Origin of the sequence: Rhodococcus sp. DT1, assembly GCF_049844875.1 — a bacterium.
GTDB lineage: Bacteria > Actinomycetota > Actinomycetes > Mycobacteriales > Mycobacteriaceae > Rhodococcus.
In genome coordinates this window covers 121263-136159 of record NZ_JBNCLW010000006.1, presented here as the reverse complement: position 1 = coordinate 136159, position 14897 = coordinate 121263, and the positions used below count along the sequence as shown (strand labels likewise).

The 14897-nt window shown below is 67.8% G+C and carries 16 protein-coding genes and 1 pseudogene; 13 read left to right on the top strand and 4 right to left on the bottom strand.

Annotation, left to right across the window (positions count from 1 at the left end; translation table 11 throughout):
* Window positions 1-4 precede the first annotated feature (4 nt).
* Window positions 5-769 carry an SGNH/GDSL hydrolase family protein gene (locus ACLQ3J_RS16620; protein WP_296550432.1) on the top strand — a complete coding sequence of 255 codons (765 nt, stop codon included), beginning with the start codon at window positions 5-7 and terminating at the stop codon, window positions 767-769.
* A gap of 12 nt (window positions 770-781) precedes the next feature.
* Here ACLQ3J_RS16620 and ACLQ3J_RS16615 read toward each other — a convergent pair whose 3' ends face one another.
* From ACLQ3J_RS16615 to cofD, 3 genes are read right to left on the bottom strand one after another with little or no spacing between them, the layout of a single operon-like run.
* On the bottom strand, window positions 782-1333 hold the full coding sequence (locus ACLQ3J_RS16615; protein WP_296550431.1) for an NUDIX hydrolase: 552 nt from the start codon (window positions 1331-1333) through the stop codon (window positions 782-784).
* Window positions 1334-1335: 2 nt separating this feature from the next.
* Window positions 1336-2706, bottom strand: a complete 1371-nt coding sequence (locus ACLQ3J_RS16610) for a coenzyme F420-0:L-glutamate ligase (protein WP_169651821.1) — start codon at window positions 2704-2706, stop codon at window positions 1336-1338.
* Complete coding sequence (cofD, locus tag ACLQ3J_RS16605) at window positions 2706-3695, bottom strand: 2-phospho-L-lactate transferase (RefSeq protein ID WP_169651679.1); 990 nt, start codon at window positions 3693-3695, stop codon at window positions 2706-2708. Before cofD ends, ACLQ3J_RS16610 begins: the two co-directional genes overlap by 1 nt.
* Before the next feature lie 377 nt (window positions 3696-4072).
* Between cofD and ACLQ3J_RS16600 the strand changes: the two genes are divergently transcribed.
* Window positions 4073-4300, top strand: coding sequence for a WhiB family transcriptional regulator (locus tag ACLQ3J_RS16600; RefSeq protein ID WP_169619998.1), 228 nt, complete (start codon window positions 4073-4075; stop codon window positions 4298-4300).
* A 173-nt stretch (window positions 4301-4473) separates the two neighbouring features.
* On the opposite strand, the gene ACLQ3J_RS16595 is transcribed toward ACLQ3J_RS16600, so the two are convergent.
* The gene (locus ACLQ3J_RS16595; RefSeq protein WP_169619807.1) at window positions 4474-4971 is read right to left on the bottom strand and encodes a metallopeptidase family protein; all 498 of its coding nucleotides are present in this window, start codon (window positions 4969-4971) and stop codon (window positions 4474-4476) included.
* Window positions 4972-5060: 89 nt separating this feature from the next.
* Here ACLQ3J_RS16595 and ACLQ3J_RS16590 point away from each other — a divergent pair, with 89 nt between their 5' ends.
* The 11 genes and pseudogenes from ACLQ3J_RS16590 (at window position 5061) to mtrA (ending at window position 14860) form a co-directional block, all read left to right on the top strand.
* A complete protein-coding gene (locus ACLQ3J_RS16590; RefSeq protein ID WP_169619806.1) occupies window positions 5061-5456 on the top strand; it encodes a DUF3499 domain-containing protein in 396 nt (131 codons plus the stop codon).
* A 77-nt stretch (window positions 5457-5533) separates the two neighbouring features.
* Window positions 5534-6904 carry a phosphomannomutase/phosphoglucomutase gene (locus ACLQ3J_RS16585; protein WP_296550429.1) on the top strand — a complete coding sequence of 457 codons (1371 nt, stop codon included), beginning with the start codon at window positions 5534-5536 and terminating at the stop codon, window positions 6902-6904.
* 84 nt (window positions 6905-6988) lie between these two features.
* Entirely contained in the window at window positions 6989-8077 is a 1089-nt protein-coding gene (locus tag ACLQ3J_RS16580; protein ID WP_425903929.1) for a tobH protein, read from the top strand.
* Complete coding sequence (manA, locus tag ACLQ3J_RS16575; protein WP_425903927.1) at window positions 8077-9318, top strand: mannose-6-phosphate isomerase, class I; 1242 nt, start codon at window positions 8077-8079, stop codon at window positions 9316-9318. The genes ACLQ3J_RS16580 and manA overlap by 1 nt, the downstream gene beginning before the upstream one ends.
* Before the next feature lie 219 nt (window positions 9319-9537).
* Window positions 9538-10776: an alkane 1-monooxygenase gene (locus ACLQ3J_RS16570; protein ID WP_169651681.1), complete on the top strand. Its 1239-nt coding sequence runs from the start codon at window positions 9538-9540 to the stop codon at window positions 10774-10776.
* Between the two features lie 7 nt (window positions 10777-10783).
* A complete protein-coding gene (locus tag ACLQ3J_RS16565; RefSeq protein WP_169619801.1) occupies window positions 10784-10951 on the top strand; it encodes a rubredoxin in 168 nt (55 codons plus the stop codon).
* Window positions 10948-11133 carry a rubredoxin gene (locus tag ACLQ3J_RS16560; RefSeq protein ID WP_169619800.1) on the top strand — a complete coding sequence of 62 codons (186 nt, stop codon included), beginning with the start codon at window positions 10948-10950 and terminating at the stop codon, window positions 11131-11133. Before ACLQ3J_RS16565 ends, ACLQ3J_RS16560 begins: the two co-directional genes overlap by 4 nt.
* Before the next feature lie 66 nt (window positions 11134-11199).
* Window positions 11200-11901 carry a TetR family transcriptional regulator gene (locus tag ACLQ3J_RS16555; RefSeq protein ID WP_169619799.1) on the top strand — a complete coding sequence of 234 codons (702 nt, stop codon included), beginning with the start codon at window positions 11200-11202 and terminating at the stop codon, window positions 11899-11901.
* A gap of 110 nt (window positions 11902-12011) precedes the next feature.
* Window positions 12012-13481, top strand: coding sequence for an adenosylhomocysteinase (gene ahcY, locus ACLQ3J_RS16550; RefSeq protein ID WP_169619798.1), 1470 nt, complete (start codon window positions 12012-12014; stop codon window positions 13479-13481).
* 31 nt (window positions 13482-13512) lie between these two features.
* The gene (locus ACLQ3J_RS16545) at window positions 13513-14178 is read left to right on the top strand and encodes a dTMP kinase (RefSeq protein ID WP_169651682.1); all 666 of its coding nucleotides are present in this window, start codon (window positions 13513-13515) and stop codon (window positions 14176-14178) included.
* 5 nt (window positions 14179-14183) lie between these two features.
* Window positions 14184-14860: pseudogene (gene mtrA, locus ACLQ3J_RS16540) on the top strand (MtrAB system response regulator MtrA).
* Window positions 14861-14897: the final 37 nt, after the last annotated feature.

The window sequence follows — 14897 nt, the reverse complement described above, 5'->3', positions numbered from 1 at the left end:
TCACGTGGGATTCGAACGTTATGTGGCATTGGGTGATTCGTTCACCGAGGGTGTAGGCGACCCGGATCCGTCCCGGCCCAACGGGTTGCGCGGCTGGGCCGATCTCGTTGCGGAGCAGCTTGCGCTCGCGAGCGACGACTTCGCCTACGCCAATCTCGCGATCCGGGGGCGGTTGCTGCGTCCGATCATCGACGAGCAGGTCGACACCGCGGTGGCGATGAAGCCCGATCTGGTCACCATCTACGCCGGTGGTAACAACCTGATGCGGCCCAAGGTCCACTTCGACGATCTCGCCGCCGATTACGACGAAGCGATCGGCCGACTGGCCGCCACCGGCGCCCGGGTGCTGATGTGGACCGCGTACGACGGCAGCTGGGCGCCGGTGTTCGGCGCGCTGCGCGGACGCTGGGCCGTGTACAACGAATTGATCCGGGAGATCGCCGACCGGCACGACGCGACCATCGTCGACTTCTGGCGCTTCTCCGAATACCGCGATCTCCGGATGTGGGACCCCGACCGGTTGCATCTGTCGCCGGCGGGCCATCACAACATGGCGCTCCGGGTACTCGATATCCTCGGCGTCTCCCACAGCCTGCCGCTCGTCCGGCTCGACGCGCCGGTGCCTCTGACGCCGACGGCGCAGCGCGCCGACGATCGCCGGTGGATGCGAGAATTCCTGTTCCCCTGGGTGGGGCGCCGGCTGCGCGGACTCTCCTCCGGTGACGGAGTGACGCCGAAGTACCCGTCGCTCACCCCGATCGGGGTCTGACCCGCGAGCTCGTCAGCGTCGCGCGGACGCGAGCCGCACGAGGTGGTCGATCGTGTCGCGCTCGGCGCCGGGCGGAAGTGCGTCGACGGGCCACCACCGCAGATCGGTCGACTCGTGGCTGCGTACCGGTTCGGCGCCGGCGGGTGCCGTCACCAGGAACCGCAGGTCCAGGTGGCGGGTGGGAACGCCGAGCGAGCACGTGATCGGATGCGTGTGCGCCGAGAGCAGTTCGGGGTCGATCGTCAGACCTGCGATCCCGGATTCCTCGGTGGCTTCCCGCAGCGCTGCGTCGACCACGGTCTCGTCGGACTCCTCGCAGTGCCCCCCGAGCTGGATCCACCGGCCCACCCGCGGATGCAGTGTGAGGAGCACGTTCCGGTGGTCGGCGTCGAGTACCAGCGACGACGCGGTGATGTGCCCGGGCACGTGCGCACGCAGGCATCCGTCCGGTGCGGAGTCGAGAAACGCGAGCATCGTGTGCCGCAACGAATCCGCGTCGGCGGAGTCGGGATGCCACGCGGTGAGGCGATCGACCGCGGACCGGTGCAGGGAACGTGACGACATCGCTACAGCTCCACGAAGGCGGGTCCGGGATCGGCGGGCTCCCGGGGCGACGGGTCGTCGAGGGGATATCCCACGGCGACAGCCCCGAGCGGTGACCAATCGGCCGGCAGCCCGAGTTCGTCGCGGACGACCTGGGGCGCGAAGATCGTCGAACCGATCCAGCAACTGCCGAGCCCGCGGGTCGCGAGGGCGACGAGAAGGCCCTGCACCGCGGCGCCCGCAGCGACGGTGAACATCGTCGCCTCGGCGGCGGTGCGTTCCGCGTCGGGATAGTGGTGGGCGCCGTCCGGAACCCAGAAGGGGACGACGATTTCGGGGGCGTCGTAGAGGATCGAGCCCCGCGAGAGCCGGCGCTCGATCGCGACCGGATCGAGACCGTCGCGTTCGAGGTCGGCGGCCCACTGCTCACGCATGCTGTCGAGCAGGCGTTGCCGGACCTGCTCGGTGCGTACCCAGACGAATCGCACCGGGCGAGTGTGGTGAGGCGCGGGTGCGGTGAGCGCGTCCGCGACGGCTTCGCGAAGATCCTCGGGATCGACAGGTTCCGAGGCGAATTCGCGCACCGAGCGACGCAACAGCAATGCTTCGCGGCGTCCGCGTTCGAGGGCTTCGGCGGTGCCGAGCCAGAACAGGTCCTCGTCGCCGCTGCGGATGAGTGCGCGTGCGTCGGATCCGTCGTCGGGCAGATCGAGTCCGCGGACCACCGCGACGGGCACGCCGCCGAGCTTGCCCTTGACGAGATCGCCTGCCGCGGCGATCTCGTCGGCGACGGCCACCGCCGTCACGAGCAGTTCGTTGCCCTGGGCGTCGCGCGAGCCGGCGTATTCGTGCAGTACCGGCAGACCGGCGGAACCGATCGCGGCGTCGGTCTGGCCGTTGCGCCAGGCGCGGCCCATGGTGTCGGTGACAACGACCGCGACGGTGACGCCGAGCAACGCGGAGAGACGGTCGCGCAGCGCGGCCGCGCTCGCGTCGGGATCTTCGGGCAGGAGCGCGAGTTCGGCGCCGTCGACGTTGGAGCCGTCGATCCCCGACGCGGCCTGCACGATGCCCAGCCGGTTCTCGGTGATGAGGGTCCGGCCCTTGCGGGCGAGCACACGTACTGCCTCCTGGTCGACCAGGCGGCGCCGCAGGGCATCGCGGGCGTCGGGATCGGTGGGCGCGGAGACGATCCGGCCTTCGACCTTGGAGATCACCTTGCTCGTGACGACGACGACGTCGCCGGTCGTCAGCCAGGGCGCCGCGGCGGCGATCGCGGCGGCGAGGTCGTCGCCGGGGCGGAATTCGGGGAGCCCGGGCACGGGCAGGATTTCGAGGGGCCCGCCGGGGGCGTGGTCACGCACCGAGGCGTGGGGCGCGGCGTCGGGGGACATCACAGGGTTACTCCAGCGAGTTCCAGAGCGGCGCGGGCCATATCGGCGGTCGCGTCGGGGTCGGTCATGAGCAGGGGGACGGAGCGGACCTCCACGCCCGGAACGTCGGCGCTGTCCGTGTCGTGCACGAGCCAGCCGTCGAGGATGCCCGTACCGTTGCGGCCGCCGTAGTAGCGGCCGACCGCTTCGGCCGTGGTGTCGACGCCGATGACGTCGAGGCACGCGTCGGCCATGCCGCGCAGCGGTTTGCCGCCGACGACGGGGGAGAGGCCGACGACTTTCGCGTTCGTCGTGCGCAGCGCGCCGCGCACACCCGGGATCGCGAGGATCGCACCGATGCTCACCACGGGGTTGGACGGTGCCAGCACTACCGCGTCGGCGTTCTCGATGGCGTCGAGGACTCCGGGGGCGGGCTTCGCCTCGTCGGCGCCGATATGCGCGAAACTGTGCGTCGGGACCCGAGCGCGGTGGCGGACCCACCACTCTTCGAAGTGGATCGCGCGCTGGAGGCCGTCGGCGGGATCGGTGATGACCACGTGGGTTTCGCTGCGGTCGTCGGACACCGGCAGAAGTGTGACGCCGGGCTTCCACCGGGCGCACAGTGCCTCGGTGACCGCCGAGAGCGGGTATCCGGTGCGCAGCATCTGGGTGCGGATGAGGTGGGTCGCGATGTCGCGGTCGCCGAGACCGAACCAGTCGGGAACGGCACCGTACGCGGCGAGTTCTTCCTTCGCGTTCCAGGTTTCGTCCACACGGCCCCAGCCGCGCTCCTCGTCGATTCCGCCGCCGAGGGTGTACATGCAGGTGTCGAGATCGGGGCAGATCCTCAGCCCGTGCATCCACACGTCGTCACCGACGTTGACGATGGCGGTGATCCGGTGGGGTGCGTCCGGATTCGTGTCGGCGCCGGGCGAGATGCCGAGAAGTTGGCGCAGACCTGTGAGAAAACGCGCCCCACCGACACCCCCGACCAATACAGTCACATTCACGGGGCAAGCCTAGGCGGTGCGCGCCGTACCCGGTTCAGCGACGTCCGAAACCGGAAGTGGCAAAGTCGTCGATAGTAAGCGACGGTTATCCCACAGCTTGACCGCGACACGCCCGACGTGTCTAATCACATACGTGTCATTCCGAGTTTTCGGATCGAGATCGATTGCGGGGACCCGCTTTCGAACGAAGGTTCGAGGGGTGGCCGCGGGGGAGATCCCCGGTCCAAAGATCGGCGCTGCAGTTGAGGAGGCGACCTATGGCCGACGAGCGCGAGGGATTCGAGATCGTTCGGATCGGAACTGCAGTCGAGAGTGTCTGTGACGAGCCGGATAGTGGGGCACCGATCCTGAATCTCGTTTCGGGATTCGACGACCTCATGGAGGGCGACGAACAGTGGCAGGAGCGCGCACTCTGTGCGCAGACCGACCCGGAAGCATTCTTCCCCGAGAAGGGTGGTTCCACACGGGAGGCCAAGCGCATCTGCCTGGGGTGTGAAGTTCGGGGCGAATGCCTCGAGTACGCCCTCGCTCACGACGAGCGGTTCGGTATCTGGGGTGGACTGTCGGAAAGGGAACGGCGGCGCCTCAAGCGCGGCATCATCTGACGGGACGCAGGGTCCGGTACGGGGAGTTCGGGCCCGGGTCCGGTATTCCAGGGAAGCCGCGTGGCGAAGGCCGGGTTGATCGACGGGGGTCGAGCAACCCGGCTTTCGTCTGTCTGCGTCGGTCTTCCCGAGTCGCCGTCGTGTTCGTCGGCGCCGACGGGGTGGAACCGAGGTCACTCCTCCTCGTCGAATCCTCCGAGTCCGGGGTCGACGACCTCCGGTTCGATGCCGAGATAGGTGGCGACCTGGTGCACCAGCACGTCGTGGACCAGATCGGCAAGATCCTCCGGGTCTTTCGCGCGGAGTTCGAGCGGCCGGCGGAAGAGCACGATGCGAGCGCGGGTGGCGGCACCTCGGCGATCGATGCCGGCGGGCACGAGACGCGACAGCGGGACCGGTCCGTCCGCAACCACCTCGTCCGGCCAGTTGACCGTATCGGGATCGCGAGCACGGATCTTGGGCACTTCGTCGACTGCGATGTCGAGTTTGGTGAGGCGCGCGTGCCAGCGCGAGTCGATGGGGGCGAACGCCGTCAGCACCAGAAGGTCGAACTTCTCGGCTCTCGACTTCCACACGGGGAGTTCGTGCGGAAACACCGGCCCCCGAATTCCCCGGCCGCGCCGCGTCACGGATCGGGACGAGAGCGGGCGGGAACGACGTGCACGGGCCATGTAGTGGACACTACGACACGAAAAATCCGTGGGCTCGAAACGGTGTGTCCGAATAGTCCCGGGGGCTCCGGCGCGCTACGCTCCCTCCCGTGAGAACACTGCGTCGATGCTGCCGGCCTGGGTGCAAGAACCCAGCTGTTGCGACGCTGACCTACGTGTACTCGGATTCCACCGCTGTCGTCGGTCCACTGGCCACCGTTGCCGAACCTCACTCGTGGGACCTGTGCGAAACGCACGGTTCGCGAATCACCGCCCCCAAGGGGTGGGAACTGGTGCGGTACGAGGGTGCTTTCTCGTCGGGTACGCCGGACGAGGACGACCTGACAGCGCTGGCCGAGGCCGTGCGGGAAGCCGGACTCGGTGAGCGTGTCCGTGGTGAAACCGACGCTGCGCAACCGGAGAGTTCGCCGCGCGTCGCAGTCGCTCCCGCGGGGCGTACAGGACGCCGCGGTCATCTGCGGGTCCTTCCCGACCCCACGTCCTGACGGCTTCGCACTAGGCTGACCACGGGCCGTGTCACGAAGGATGGCGCGGCTCGAGTCGAGTAGCAGGAGCGGAACAAGTGGCGAGATCTGCCGAGTCGGTGTCAGCCGTGATCAAGGCGTACGACGTCCGAGGTGTCGTGGGGGAGCAGATCGACGAGGACTTCGTCCGCGAGGTCGGAGCCTCGTTCGCGCGTCTGATCCGGAGTGAAGGCGCCTCCGACCGTGTGGTCGTCGGGCACGACATGCGTGAGTCGTCGCCGAAGCTGTCGCAGGCATTCGCCGACGGGGTCACCGCGCAGGGCCTCGACGTCGTGCTGATCGGGCTGGCCTCCACCGACCAGTTGTATTTCGCATCCGGGTTGCTCGACGCGCCCGGTGCGATGTTCACCGCGAGCCACAATCCGGCGGCCTACAACGGCATCAAGCTGTGCCGCGCGGGCGCGAAGCCGGTCGGGCAGGAGACGGGACTCGCGATCATCTCCGCCGAACTCGTCGACGGCGTCCCCGAGTACGACGGAACGCCCGGTGTCGTGAGCGAGCGCGACGTGCTCGCCGACTACGCGTCGTTCCTCCGCGGGCTGGTGGATCTGTCGCAGATGCGGCCGCTCAAGGTTGCGGCCGACGCGGGCAACGGAATGGGCGGGCACACGGTGCCCGCGGTCTTCGGTCCGCTGCCCATCGATCTGGTGCCGCTGTACTTCGAACTCGACGGCACGTTCCCCAACCACGAGGCCAACCCCCTCGATCCCGCCAATCTCGTGGACCTGCAGCGGCTCGTCGTGGAGTCCGGCGCCGACGTGGGCCTTGCCTTCGACGGCGACGCGGACCGGTGCTTCGTCGTCGACGAGCGCGGCGAACCCGTCACCCCGTCGGCGGTCACCGCCCTCGTCGCAGACCGGGAACTCGCGAAGGAGCCGGGAGCGACGATCATCCACAACCTGATCACCTCCCGCGTCGTGCCCGAACTCGTCCTGGAGCAGGGCGGCGTTCCGCTACGCACCCGGGTGGGGCACTCGTTCATCAAGCAGCAGATGGCCGAGACCGACGCGGTGTTCGGCGGCGAGCACTCCGCGCACTACTACTTCCGCGACTTCTGGGGCGCCGACTCCGGCATGCTCGCAGCGCTGCACGTCCTCGCGGCTCTGGCAGCGCACGACGGCACGCTGTCCGACCTCATGTCGTCCTACGACCGGTACGCGGCATCGGGCGAGATCAATTCCACGGTCGCCGATGCGGCCGACCGCACCGAGGCCGTCATCGCCGCGTTCTCCGACCGCGCCACGTCCGTCGACCGCCTCGACGGCGTCACCGTGGACCTTCCGGATCATGCGTGGTTCAATCTGCGCGCCTCGAATACCGAACCGCTGCTCAGGCTCAACGTGGAGGCGCGGACCCAGGACGAGGTCGATGCCCTGGTCGAGGAGATTCTTGCTGTTGTGCGTGCGTGACGTAGGTAGTCGCGCGGGGAATAATCGAGGTGCTCGGCGTCGGGGTGGGGGCCCCAGGGCGGGCGGAAGGAAGGTGACGCGGTCGTGACGGCACCCTTGCCGCTGTTCGACTTCGACGACGTGGACGGAGTGATCGCAGCAGACGTCGACGGCGTCCTGCGCAGCGCCGCTCTCGGCGGAGCGCAGATCCGTGCGGTCGCCACCGCCGTCGACGAACGGCTTCTGGACGGCCTCGCCGATGTGCGGCCCCGCAGCGTGGTCTTCGTCGGCACCGACGCACGGTCGAGCCGCGCCGCCGAACTGGTCGTGTCGTTGTTCGCCGAGCACGCCGCTGCCCCGTTGGTGTACGCCCCGGAGACACCGCCGTGGGTGGGTGCGCTGGACGTCGTGGTGGTGGCCGGAAACGATCCCGGCGATCCGCAACTCGCACGATCGATCGATGCGGCCCTGAGGCGCAGCGCCGAAGTGATCGTCGACGCCCCCGAGGAAGGTCCCGTGCGGGCTGTCGCAGCCGGACGGGCGGTGCTCCTGGCTCCGCGCGTGCAGGTGCCGGCTCGGTATGCGCTGGCACGGCACGTCGCCGTGTTCTACGCCGTCCTCGCGGTCATGCGCGACGTGCTGCGGGGGGACGCCCTCCGGGTGGACCTCGCCCGGCTCGCGGACGCGGTCGATCAGGAGGCGCTCCGCGATCACCCCTCGAACGAGGTGTTCCACAATCCGGCGAAATCCCTCGCGGTACGCATGCAGTCGCGGCGGGTCATCGTCGCGGGGGACCGTCCGGTGACTGTCGCGCTGGCACGACACGCGTCGGAGTCGCTGCTCCAGGGTGCGGGTGTCGTCGCGTCCGCTGCGGCGCTGCCCGATGTGCTGGCCGCTCGTGAGCGACTGATCGAGGTCCTCACGGCCGCCGGTGAGCGATACGACCCCTTGTTCCACGACGAAGAACTGGACGGTCCGGCCCCGCTCGCGCCGGCACGCGTCTTCGTGTTCAGTACGGATTCCGACCGGCTCGCGGCGCAGCGCCGGGGTGCTGCGCTACCCGACGCCGAGCTGGTATCGGTGGTAGGGGAATTCGAATCCGACACGGTCCCTCCCGTGCTCGAGCAGATTGCGGTATTGATGGTGCGAATCGACATGGCGGCGGCCTATCTGAGACTGGCCGGGGGACGATAGTGCACTCACTCGAGGGGGCGGTGCGGTCGTACGCATGGGGCTCGCGCACCGCGATCGCGACGTTGTGCGGCCGCAGGGTGCCGTCCGATCACCCGGAAGCCGAACTGTGGCTCGGGGCGCATCCCGCGGACCCGGCGCGGGTGATTCTTCCCACCGACGAGAAGCTTTCGCTGCTCGAGGTCCTCGATGCCGACCCGCACGGGCATCTCGGTCCGTACACTGTCGAGCGATTCGGGACGCGGCTGCCGTTCCTGCTCAAGCTTCTCGCAGCGGAGGAACCGTTGTCGTTGCAGGCGCACCCGAGTGCGCGGCAGGCGGCCGAGGGTTTTGCCCGCGAGGACGCACTGGGATTGCCGATCGATTCGCCCATCCGCAACTACAAGGACGCCAGCCACAAACCCGAACTGGTGGTCGCGTTGACGCGGTTCGAGGCGCTCGCCGGATTCCGCGATGCGCATCGCACCGTTGCGCTGCTCGAGGCCCTGCACGTGCCCGAACTCGAACCGTATCTGGGGCTGCTTGCCGGGCAACCGGATTCCGACGGCTTACGGGCGCTGTTCACCACGTGGATCACTCTGCCTCCCACTGCGCTGCTGGCCTTGCTGCCTCGTGTGCTCGACGGGTGCGTCGGCTACCTCACGGGAACGGAGAACGGGCGGGAGTTCGTCGAGGAAGTACGGACCACGCTGCAACTCGCCGAGTTCTATCCCGGCGACGCCGGGGTCCTGGCGTCGCTGTTGCTCAACCGCATCACCCTCGAGCCCGGTGAGGGGCTCTACCTGGCAGCCGGCAATCTGCACGCCTACCTGCACGGCATGGGCGTCGAGATCATGGCGAACTCGGACAACGTCCTGCGCGGCGGTCTGACGCCCAAGCACGTGGACGTGCCGGAACTGCTGCGGGTGCTCGATTTCGGTTCTGCAGCGGTGCCGATTCTCGATGCCGAGCAGATCGGACCGTTCGAGTGGCGGTACCGGACCCCGGCACCGGAGTTCGCGCTCTCTCGCGTCGAACCCGGACCGGGCGACGAAGTCGTGATCGCTCCCGGCGGCCCGCAGATCCTCCTGTGCACCCATGGTGCGGTGAGCGTCGAGTGCGCCGGAACGACCGTGGACCTGGACTCGGGTGATTCGGTGTGGCTGTCGCATTCCGACCCGGAGACGGTCGTGCGGGGCCGCGCGGACGGCGCACAGGTGTTCCGTGCGCGCCTCGGTGAACTCCCGGCACTGTCTCGCGACTGACGGTTCTTCCGGTACGACCGTCGATCCGTCACCGTGCGGTGACGGGCATTCCCTGTACGGGGCTCCTCTGCCGCCCCGCTGCGCGTGTGGCAGTTTACAAATCCTCAAGAATGTCTAGACCTCGGACGCGATCCGTCCTATAGTCCAGATCACAGTGATGTGTGTCACGACGTCGGGATGTCCGGCCGGGTGACCCACACGGGTGACGAGGAGACAGACATGAGTACGGACTCGGCGGCGAGCCCGCTGGACATGCCGGATGTGCAATGGCGTGACCGCAAGAAGAAACTGTGGCTGCTCGGCCTCGTCCCGCCCACCGCGCTCTTCCTTGCCACCGCGCTCATCTGGGCCGGAAACGCACTGGGCTGGCAGGCGGTGACCCCGGCGCTGTGGTGGATCGGGCCGCTGCTCGTCTACGTGATGGTCCCGACGCTCGACCTGTTCGTCGGGCCCGACGGTGAGAACCCGCCGGACGAACTCGTCGAAGCGCTCGAGAACGACCGCTACTACCGGTACTGCACGTACATCTACCTGCCGTTCCAGTTCGCCAGCCTCGTGTTCGCCTGCTACCTCTGGTCGGCCGACAACCTGTCGTGGCTCGGCATCGACGGCGGCCTCGGTATCGCGTCGAAGATCGGCCTGGCGCTCTCCGTCGGTGTCGTCGCCGGTATCGGTATCAACACCGCGCACGAACTGGGCCACAAGAAGGTCGAGCTGGAACGGCGACTGTCCAGGATCGCCCTCGCACAATCGTTCTACGGCCACTTCTACATCGAGCACAACAGGGGACACCACGTCCGCGTCGCGACACCGGAGGACCCGGCATCCGCTCGCTTCGGCGAGAGCTTCTGGGCGTTCCTGCCGCGCACGGTCGTCGGCAGCGTGCGCTCCGCGTGGCGGCTCGAGCGGGCCCGCCTCGAGCGGCTCGGCAAGCCCGTGTGGAGCCTGCGCAACGACGTGCTCAGCGCGTGGGCACTCTCGGCTGTGCTCTTCGGCGGCCTCATCGCAGTCTTCGGGATCGGGATCGCGCCCTATCTGGTGATCCAGGCGGTCTTCGGCTTCGCGCTGCTCGAAGCGGTCAACTACCTCGAGCACTACGGTCTGCTCCGGCAGCGCACCGCCAACGGCCGGTACGAACGGTGCAGTCCCGCCCACAGCTGGAACAGCGATCACCTCGTGACCAACATCTTCCTCTACCACCTGCAGCGGCACAGCGACCATCACGCCAACCCCACCCGCCGCTACCAGACGCTGCGGAGCATGGAGATGTCGCCGAATCTGCCCGCCGGGTACGCCACGATGATCGGGCTCGCCTACATTCCGCCGCTGTGGCGCAAGGTCATGGACCCCCGGGTGCTCGATCACTACGACGGTGACATCACGCGGGTCAACATCCAGCCGAGCAAGCGCGAAGCGATCCTCGCCCGCTACGGCGCCGCTGCCCAGGAAGGGAACTGATCCCCAGATGACTGCGTACCGCTGCCCGGTGTGCGACTTCGTCTACGACGAAGCGCTCGGTGCCCCGCGCGAAGGATTTCCCGCCGGCACCGCCTGGGATGCCCTTCCCGACGACTGGTGCTGCCCCGACTGCGGGGTGCGGGAGAAGATCGATTTCGAGGAGTATGCGCGATGAGCACCGAATTCCGGCTGTTCCGCTGCCTGGTCTGCGGCTTCGAGTACGACGAGAAGCTCGGCTGGCCCGACGAGGGGATCGAGCCGGGGACGCGCTGGGAGGACATCGACGACGACTGGTCGTGCCCGGACTGCGGTGCGGCCAAGGCCGACTTCGAGATGATCGAGATCGTCCGGCGGTGAACAGCCGTCGACAGGACATCTCGTTCGGCTTTGACGCGCACGCGGAGCCGTGAGAGCGTCACGGCCATGGCGAGTGCGCAACCGGGTAGCGGCGGCAGCGACGGCAGGGGTGTGTCGCCGAACGGCAACGGTGTGACCACCTCGCCGGGTGACACCGCCGGTGCGTCGTCCGCGCGGGTGCTGTTCCACGAGGCGAGCCGGGTGCTCCTGCGCTCGACGATTCTCGACGCGATGCGGGACCTGCTCCTCGAGCGCGACTGGTCGGCCGTCACCATGAGCGACGTCGCGCGCGCCGCGGGAATCAGCCGGCAGACGTTGTACAAGGAGTTCTCGTCGCGGCAGGGGCTGGCCCAGGGTTACGCGCTGCGCCTGGTCGACGAATTCGTCGACGCCGTGGCCGACTCGGTATACGCGCACGTCGGCGACGCGCGTGCGGCCCTCGTCGGAGGATTCACGTCGTTCTTCACGGCGTCGGCGGCCGATCCGCTGGTGCGGTCGCTGCTCCACGGCGAGGCCAAACCCGATCTGCTGCGCCTGATCACCACCGATGTCGCGCCGATCCTCGAGCGGGGCTCGGTCCGGCTCGCCGACACCTTCGAGCACAGCTGGGTGTCGGCGTCCGGCACCGACGCCGGCATCCTGGCCCGCGCGATCGTGCGGGTCGCGCTGAGCTTCATCTCCATGCCGCCGGTCTCGGGCAACGACGTCGCCGCCGACCTCGCCGACCTGCTCGTTCCCTTCGTGGAGAAGGCTGCGGTGCCCGGCTGACCGCGACCCGCCCGTTCGTACCGGCCGTACCGTGACGCCGCAGGTTGTATAGCCTGGTTGCAACTGCTTTGTTCGAAGAATTGTCTGCCGACAGGAAGAGGCATTTGCACGTGTCTGACACCACGCTCGTCGCCGACCGGATCAACGGTCTCGATTTCAAGGTCGCCGATCTGTCCCTCGCCGAATTCGGGCGCAAGGAGATCCGCCTGGCCGAACACGAGATGCCGGGACTGATGTCGCTGCGTCGCGAATACGCCGAGGTGCAGCCGCTGAAGGGCGCACGGATCTCGGGCTCGCTGCATATGACCGTGCAGACCGCGGTACTGATCGAGACCCTCGTGTCGCTGGGCGCACAGGTCCGATGGGCCTCGTGCAACATCTTCTCCACCCAGGACCACGCTGCGGCCGCGATCGTCGTGGGCCCGCACGGCACGCCCGAAGAACCCAAGGGTGTGCCGGTGTTCGCATGGAAGGGCGAGTCCCTCGAGGAGTACTGGTGGGCGGCCGAGCAGATGCTCACCTGGCCCGGTGAACCCGCCAACATGATTCTCGACGACGGTGGCGATGCCACGATGCTCGTGCTCAAGGGCGCGCAGTTCGAGAAGGCCGGCGTGGTCCCGCCCGTCGACGAAGAGCACGATTCCGCCGAGTACAAGGTGTTCCTGCAGTTGCTGCGCAACTCGCTCGAGGCCGACGCCGGCAAGTGGTCGGCGATCGCCGCGTCGGTGCAGGGCGTCACCGAGGAGACCACCACCGGTGTGCTGCGCCTCTACCAGCTCGCGGCCGCCGGCGAACTGACGTTCCCGGCGATCAACGTCAACGACTCGGTCACCAAGAGCAAGTTCGACAACAAGTACGGCACCCGGCACTCGCTGCTCGACGGCATCAACCGCGGCACCGACGTGCTCATCGGCGGCAAGACAGCTCTGGTGTGCGGTTACGGCGACGTGGGCAAGGGCTGCGCCGAGGCGCTGCGCGGCCAGGGCGCACGTGTGTCGATCACCGAGATCGATCCGATCAACGCGCTGCAGGCCCTCATGGACGGCTACGACGTCGTGACGGTCGAAGACTTCATCGGCCAGGCCGACATCGTCATCACCTCGACGGGCAACAAGGACATCATCACCTTCGAGCACATGAAGGCGATGAAGCACCAGGCGATCCTCGGCAACATCGGTCACTTCGACAACGAGATCGACATGGCCGGCCTCGAGCGGTCCGCCGACGTCACGCGGATCAACATCAAGCCGCAGGTCGACGAGTTCACCTTCGCCGACGGACATTCGATCATCGTGCTGTCCGAGGGACGTCTGCTCAATCTCGGCAATGCGACCGGTCACCCGTCGTTCGTGATGAGCAACTCGTTCGCGAACCAGGTCATCGCGCAGATCGAACTGTGGACGAAGCCGGACGAGTACGACAACGAGGTCTACCGCCTGCCCAAGCACCTCGACGAGAAGGTCGCCAAGATCCACGTCGAGGCGCTCGGCGGCAAGCTGACGAAGCTGACCAAGGAGCAGGCCGAGTACATCGGCGTGGACGTCGAGGGCCCGTACAAGCCCGAGCACTACCGCTACTGATTCCGAGATCGGCGGCGAGAAGCGCAGCGTTATGGGTGGTCTGATTGTCGTCGAAGGTCTCGACGGGGCCGGAAAGCGGACATTGTCCGCCGGCCTCGTCGAGGCGTGGCGCGCCGCGGGGGCGCGCGTGGCCACACTGGCGTTTCCCCGCTACGGCCGATCGATCCACGCCGATCTGGGCGCCGAGGCGCTGCGGGGACAGCACGGCGACACCGCGTCGAGTGTCGAAGCGATGGCGTTGCTGTGGGCACTCGATCGGCGCGACGCCGCCGACGAACTGCGGAAACTCCTCGCTGCCAACGACATCGTGCTTCTCGACCGCTATGTCGCGTCCAACGCGGCGTACACCGCGGCCCGGCGCCACGAGGATGCCGCAGGGCCGTCGGTCGAGTGGATCCGGAACCTCGAATACGAACGCTTCGCGCTTCCCGTGCCCGATCTGCAAGTGCTGCTGCGTGTCCCTGTCGCGCTCGCCGCAGAACGGGCCAGGAGTCGCGCGGAGTCGGACGCCGCGCGGGAACGCGACGCGTACGAACGCGACGGCGACCTCCAGTACCGGACCGGAGAGGTGTACGACGGCTTGGCGCAGCGGCACTGGATGTCACGGTGGATCGTGGCGGGCGCCGAGACCGATACGCAACAACTCGCCGTTCGCATCTCAAATCTGCTTCACGAAGGTGAAGGGGTGACACGATAGAGCTTATGAAGCCGAGGATTCTGGTAGTCGACGACGATGCAGCACTCGCCGAAATGCTCACAATCGTGCTGCGCGGCGAAGGATTCGAGCCGTTCGTGGTGGGCGACGGGACGCAGGCGCTCGGTGCCGTGCGCGAAATCCGCCCGGACCTCGTCCTGCTCGATCTCATGCTTCCGGGCATGAACGGCATCGACGTCTGCCGCGTGCTCCGCGCCGATTCCGGCGTGCCCATCGTGATGCTCACTGCCAAGTCCGACACCGTCGATGTGGTTCTCGGACTCGAGTCGGGCGCCGACGACTACATGGTCAAGCCCTTCAAGCCGAAGGAACTGGTGGCGCGCGTGCGCGCCCGGTTGCGCCGCACCGAGCAGGAACCCGCCGAAGTACTCTCCATCGGCGATATCACCATCGATGTTCCGGCACACAAGGTCACCCGCGGCGACGAACTGATCTCGCTCACCCCGCTGGAGTTCGACCTGCTGGTGGCGCTCGCGCGCAAGCCGCGTCAGGTGTTCACCCGTGAGGTGCTCCTGGAACAGGTCTGGGGTTACCGGCACGCAGCCGACACCCGTCTGGTGAACGTTCACGTCCAGCGCCTGCGGGCGAAGGTCGAGAAGGATCCCGAGAACCCGGAAGCGGTGCTCACGGTGCGGGGGTCGGCTACAAGGCCGGACCGCCGTGATCCGTGGTCAACCTCTGCGGCGGCGGATCGCACGGAG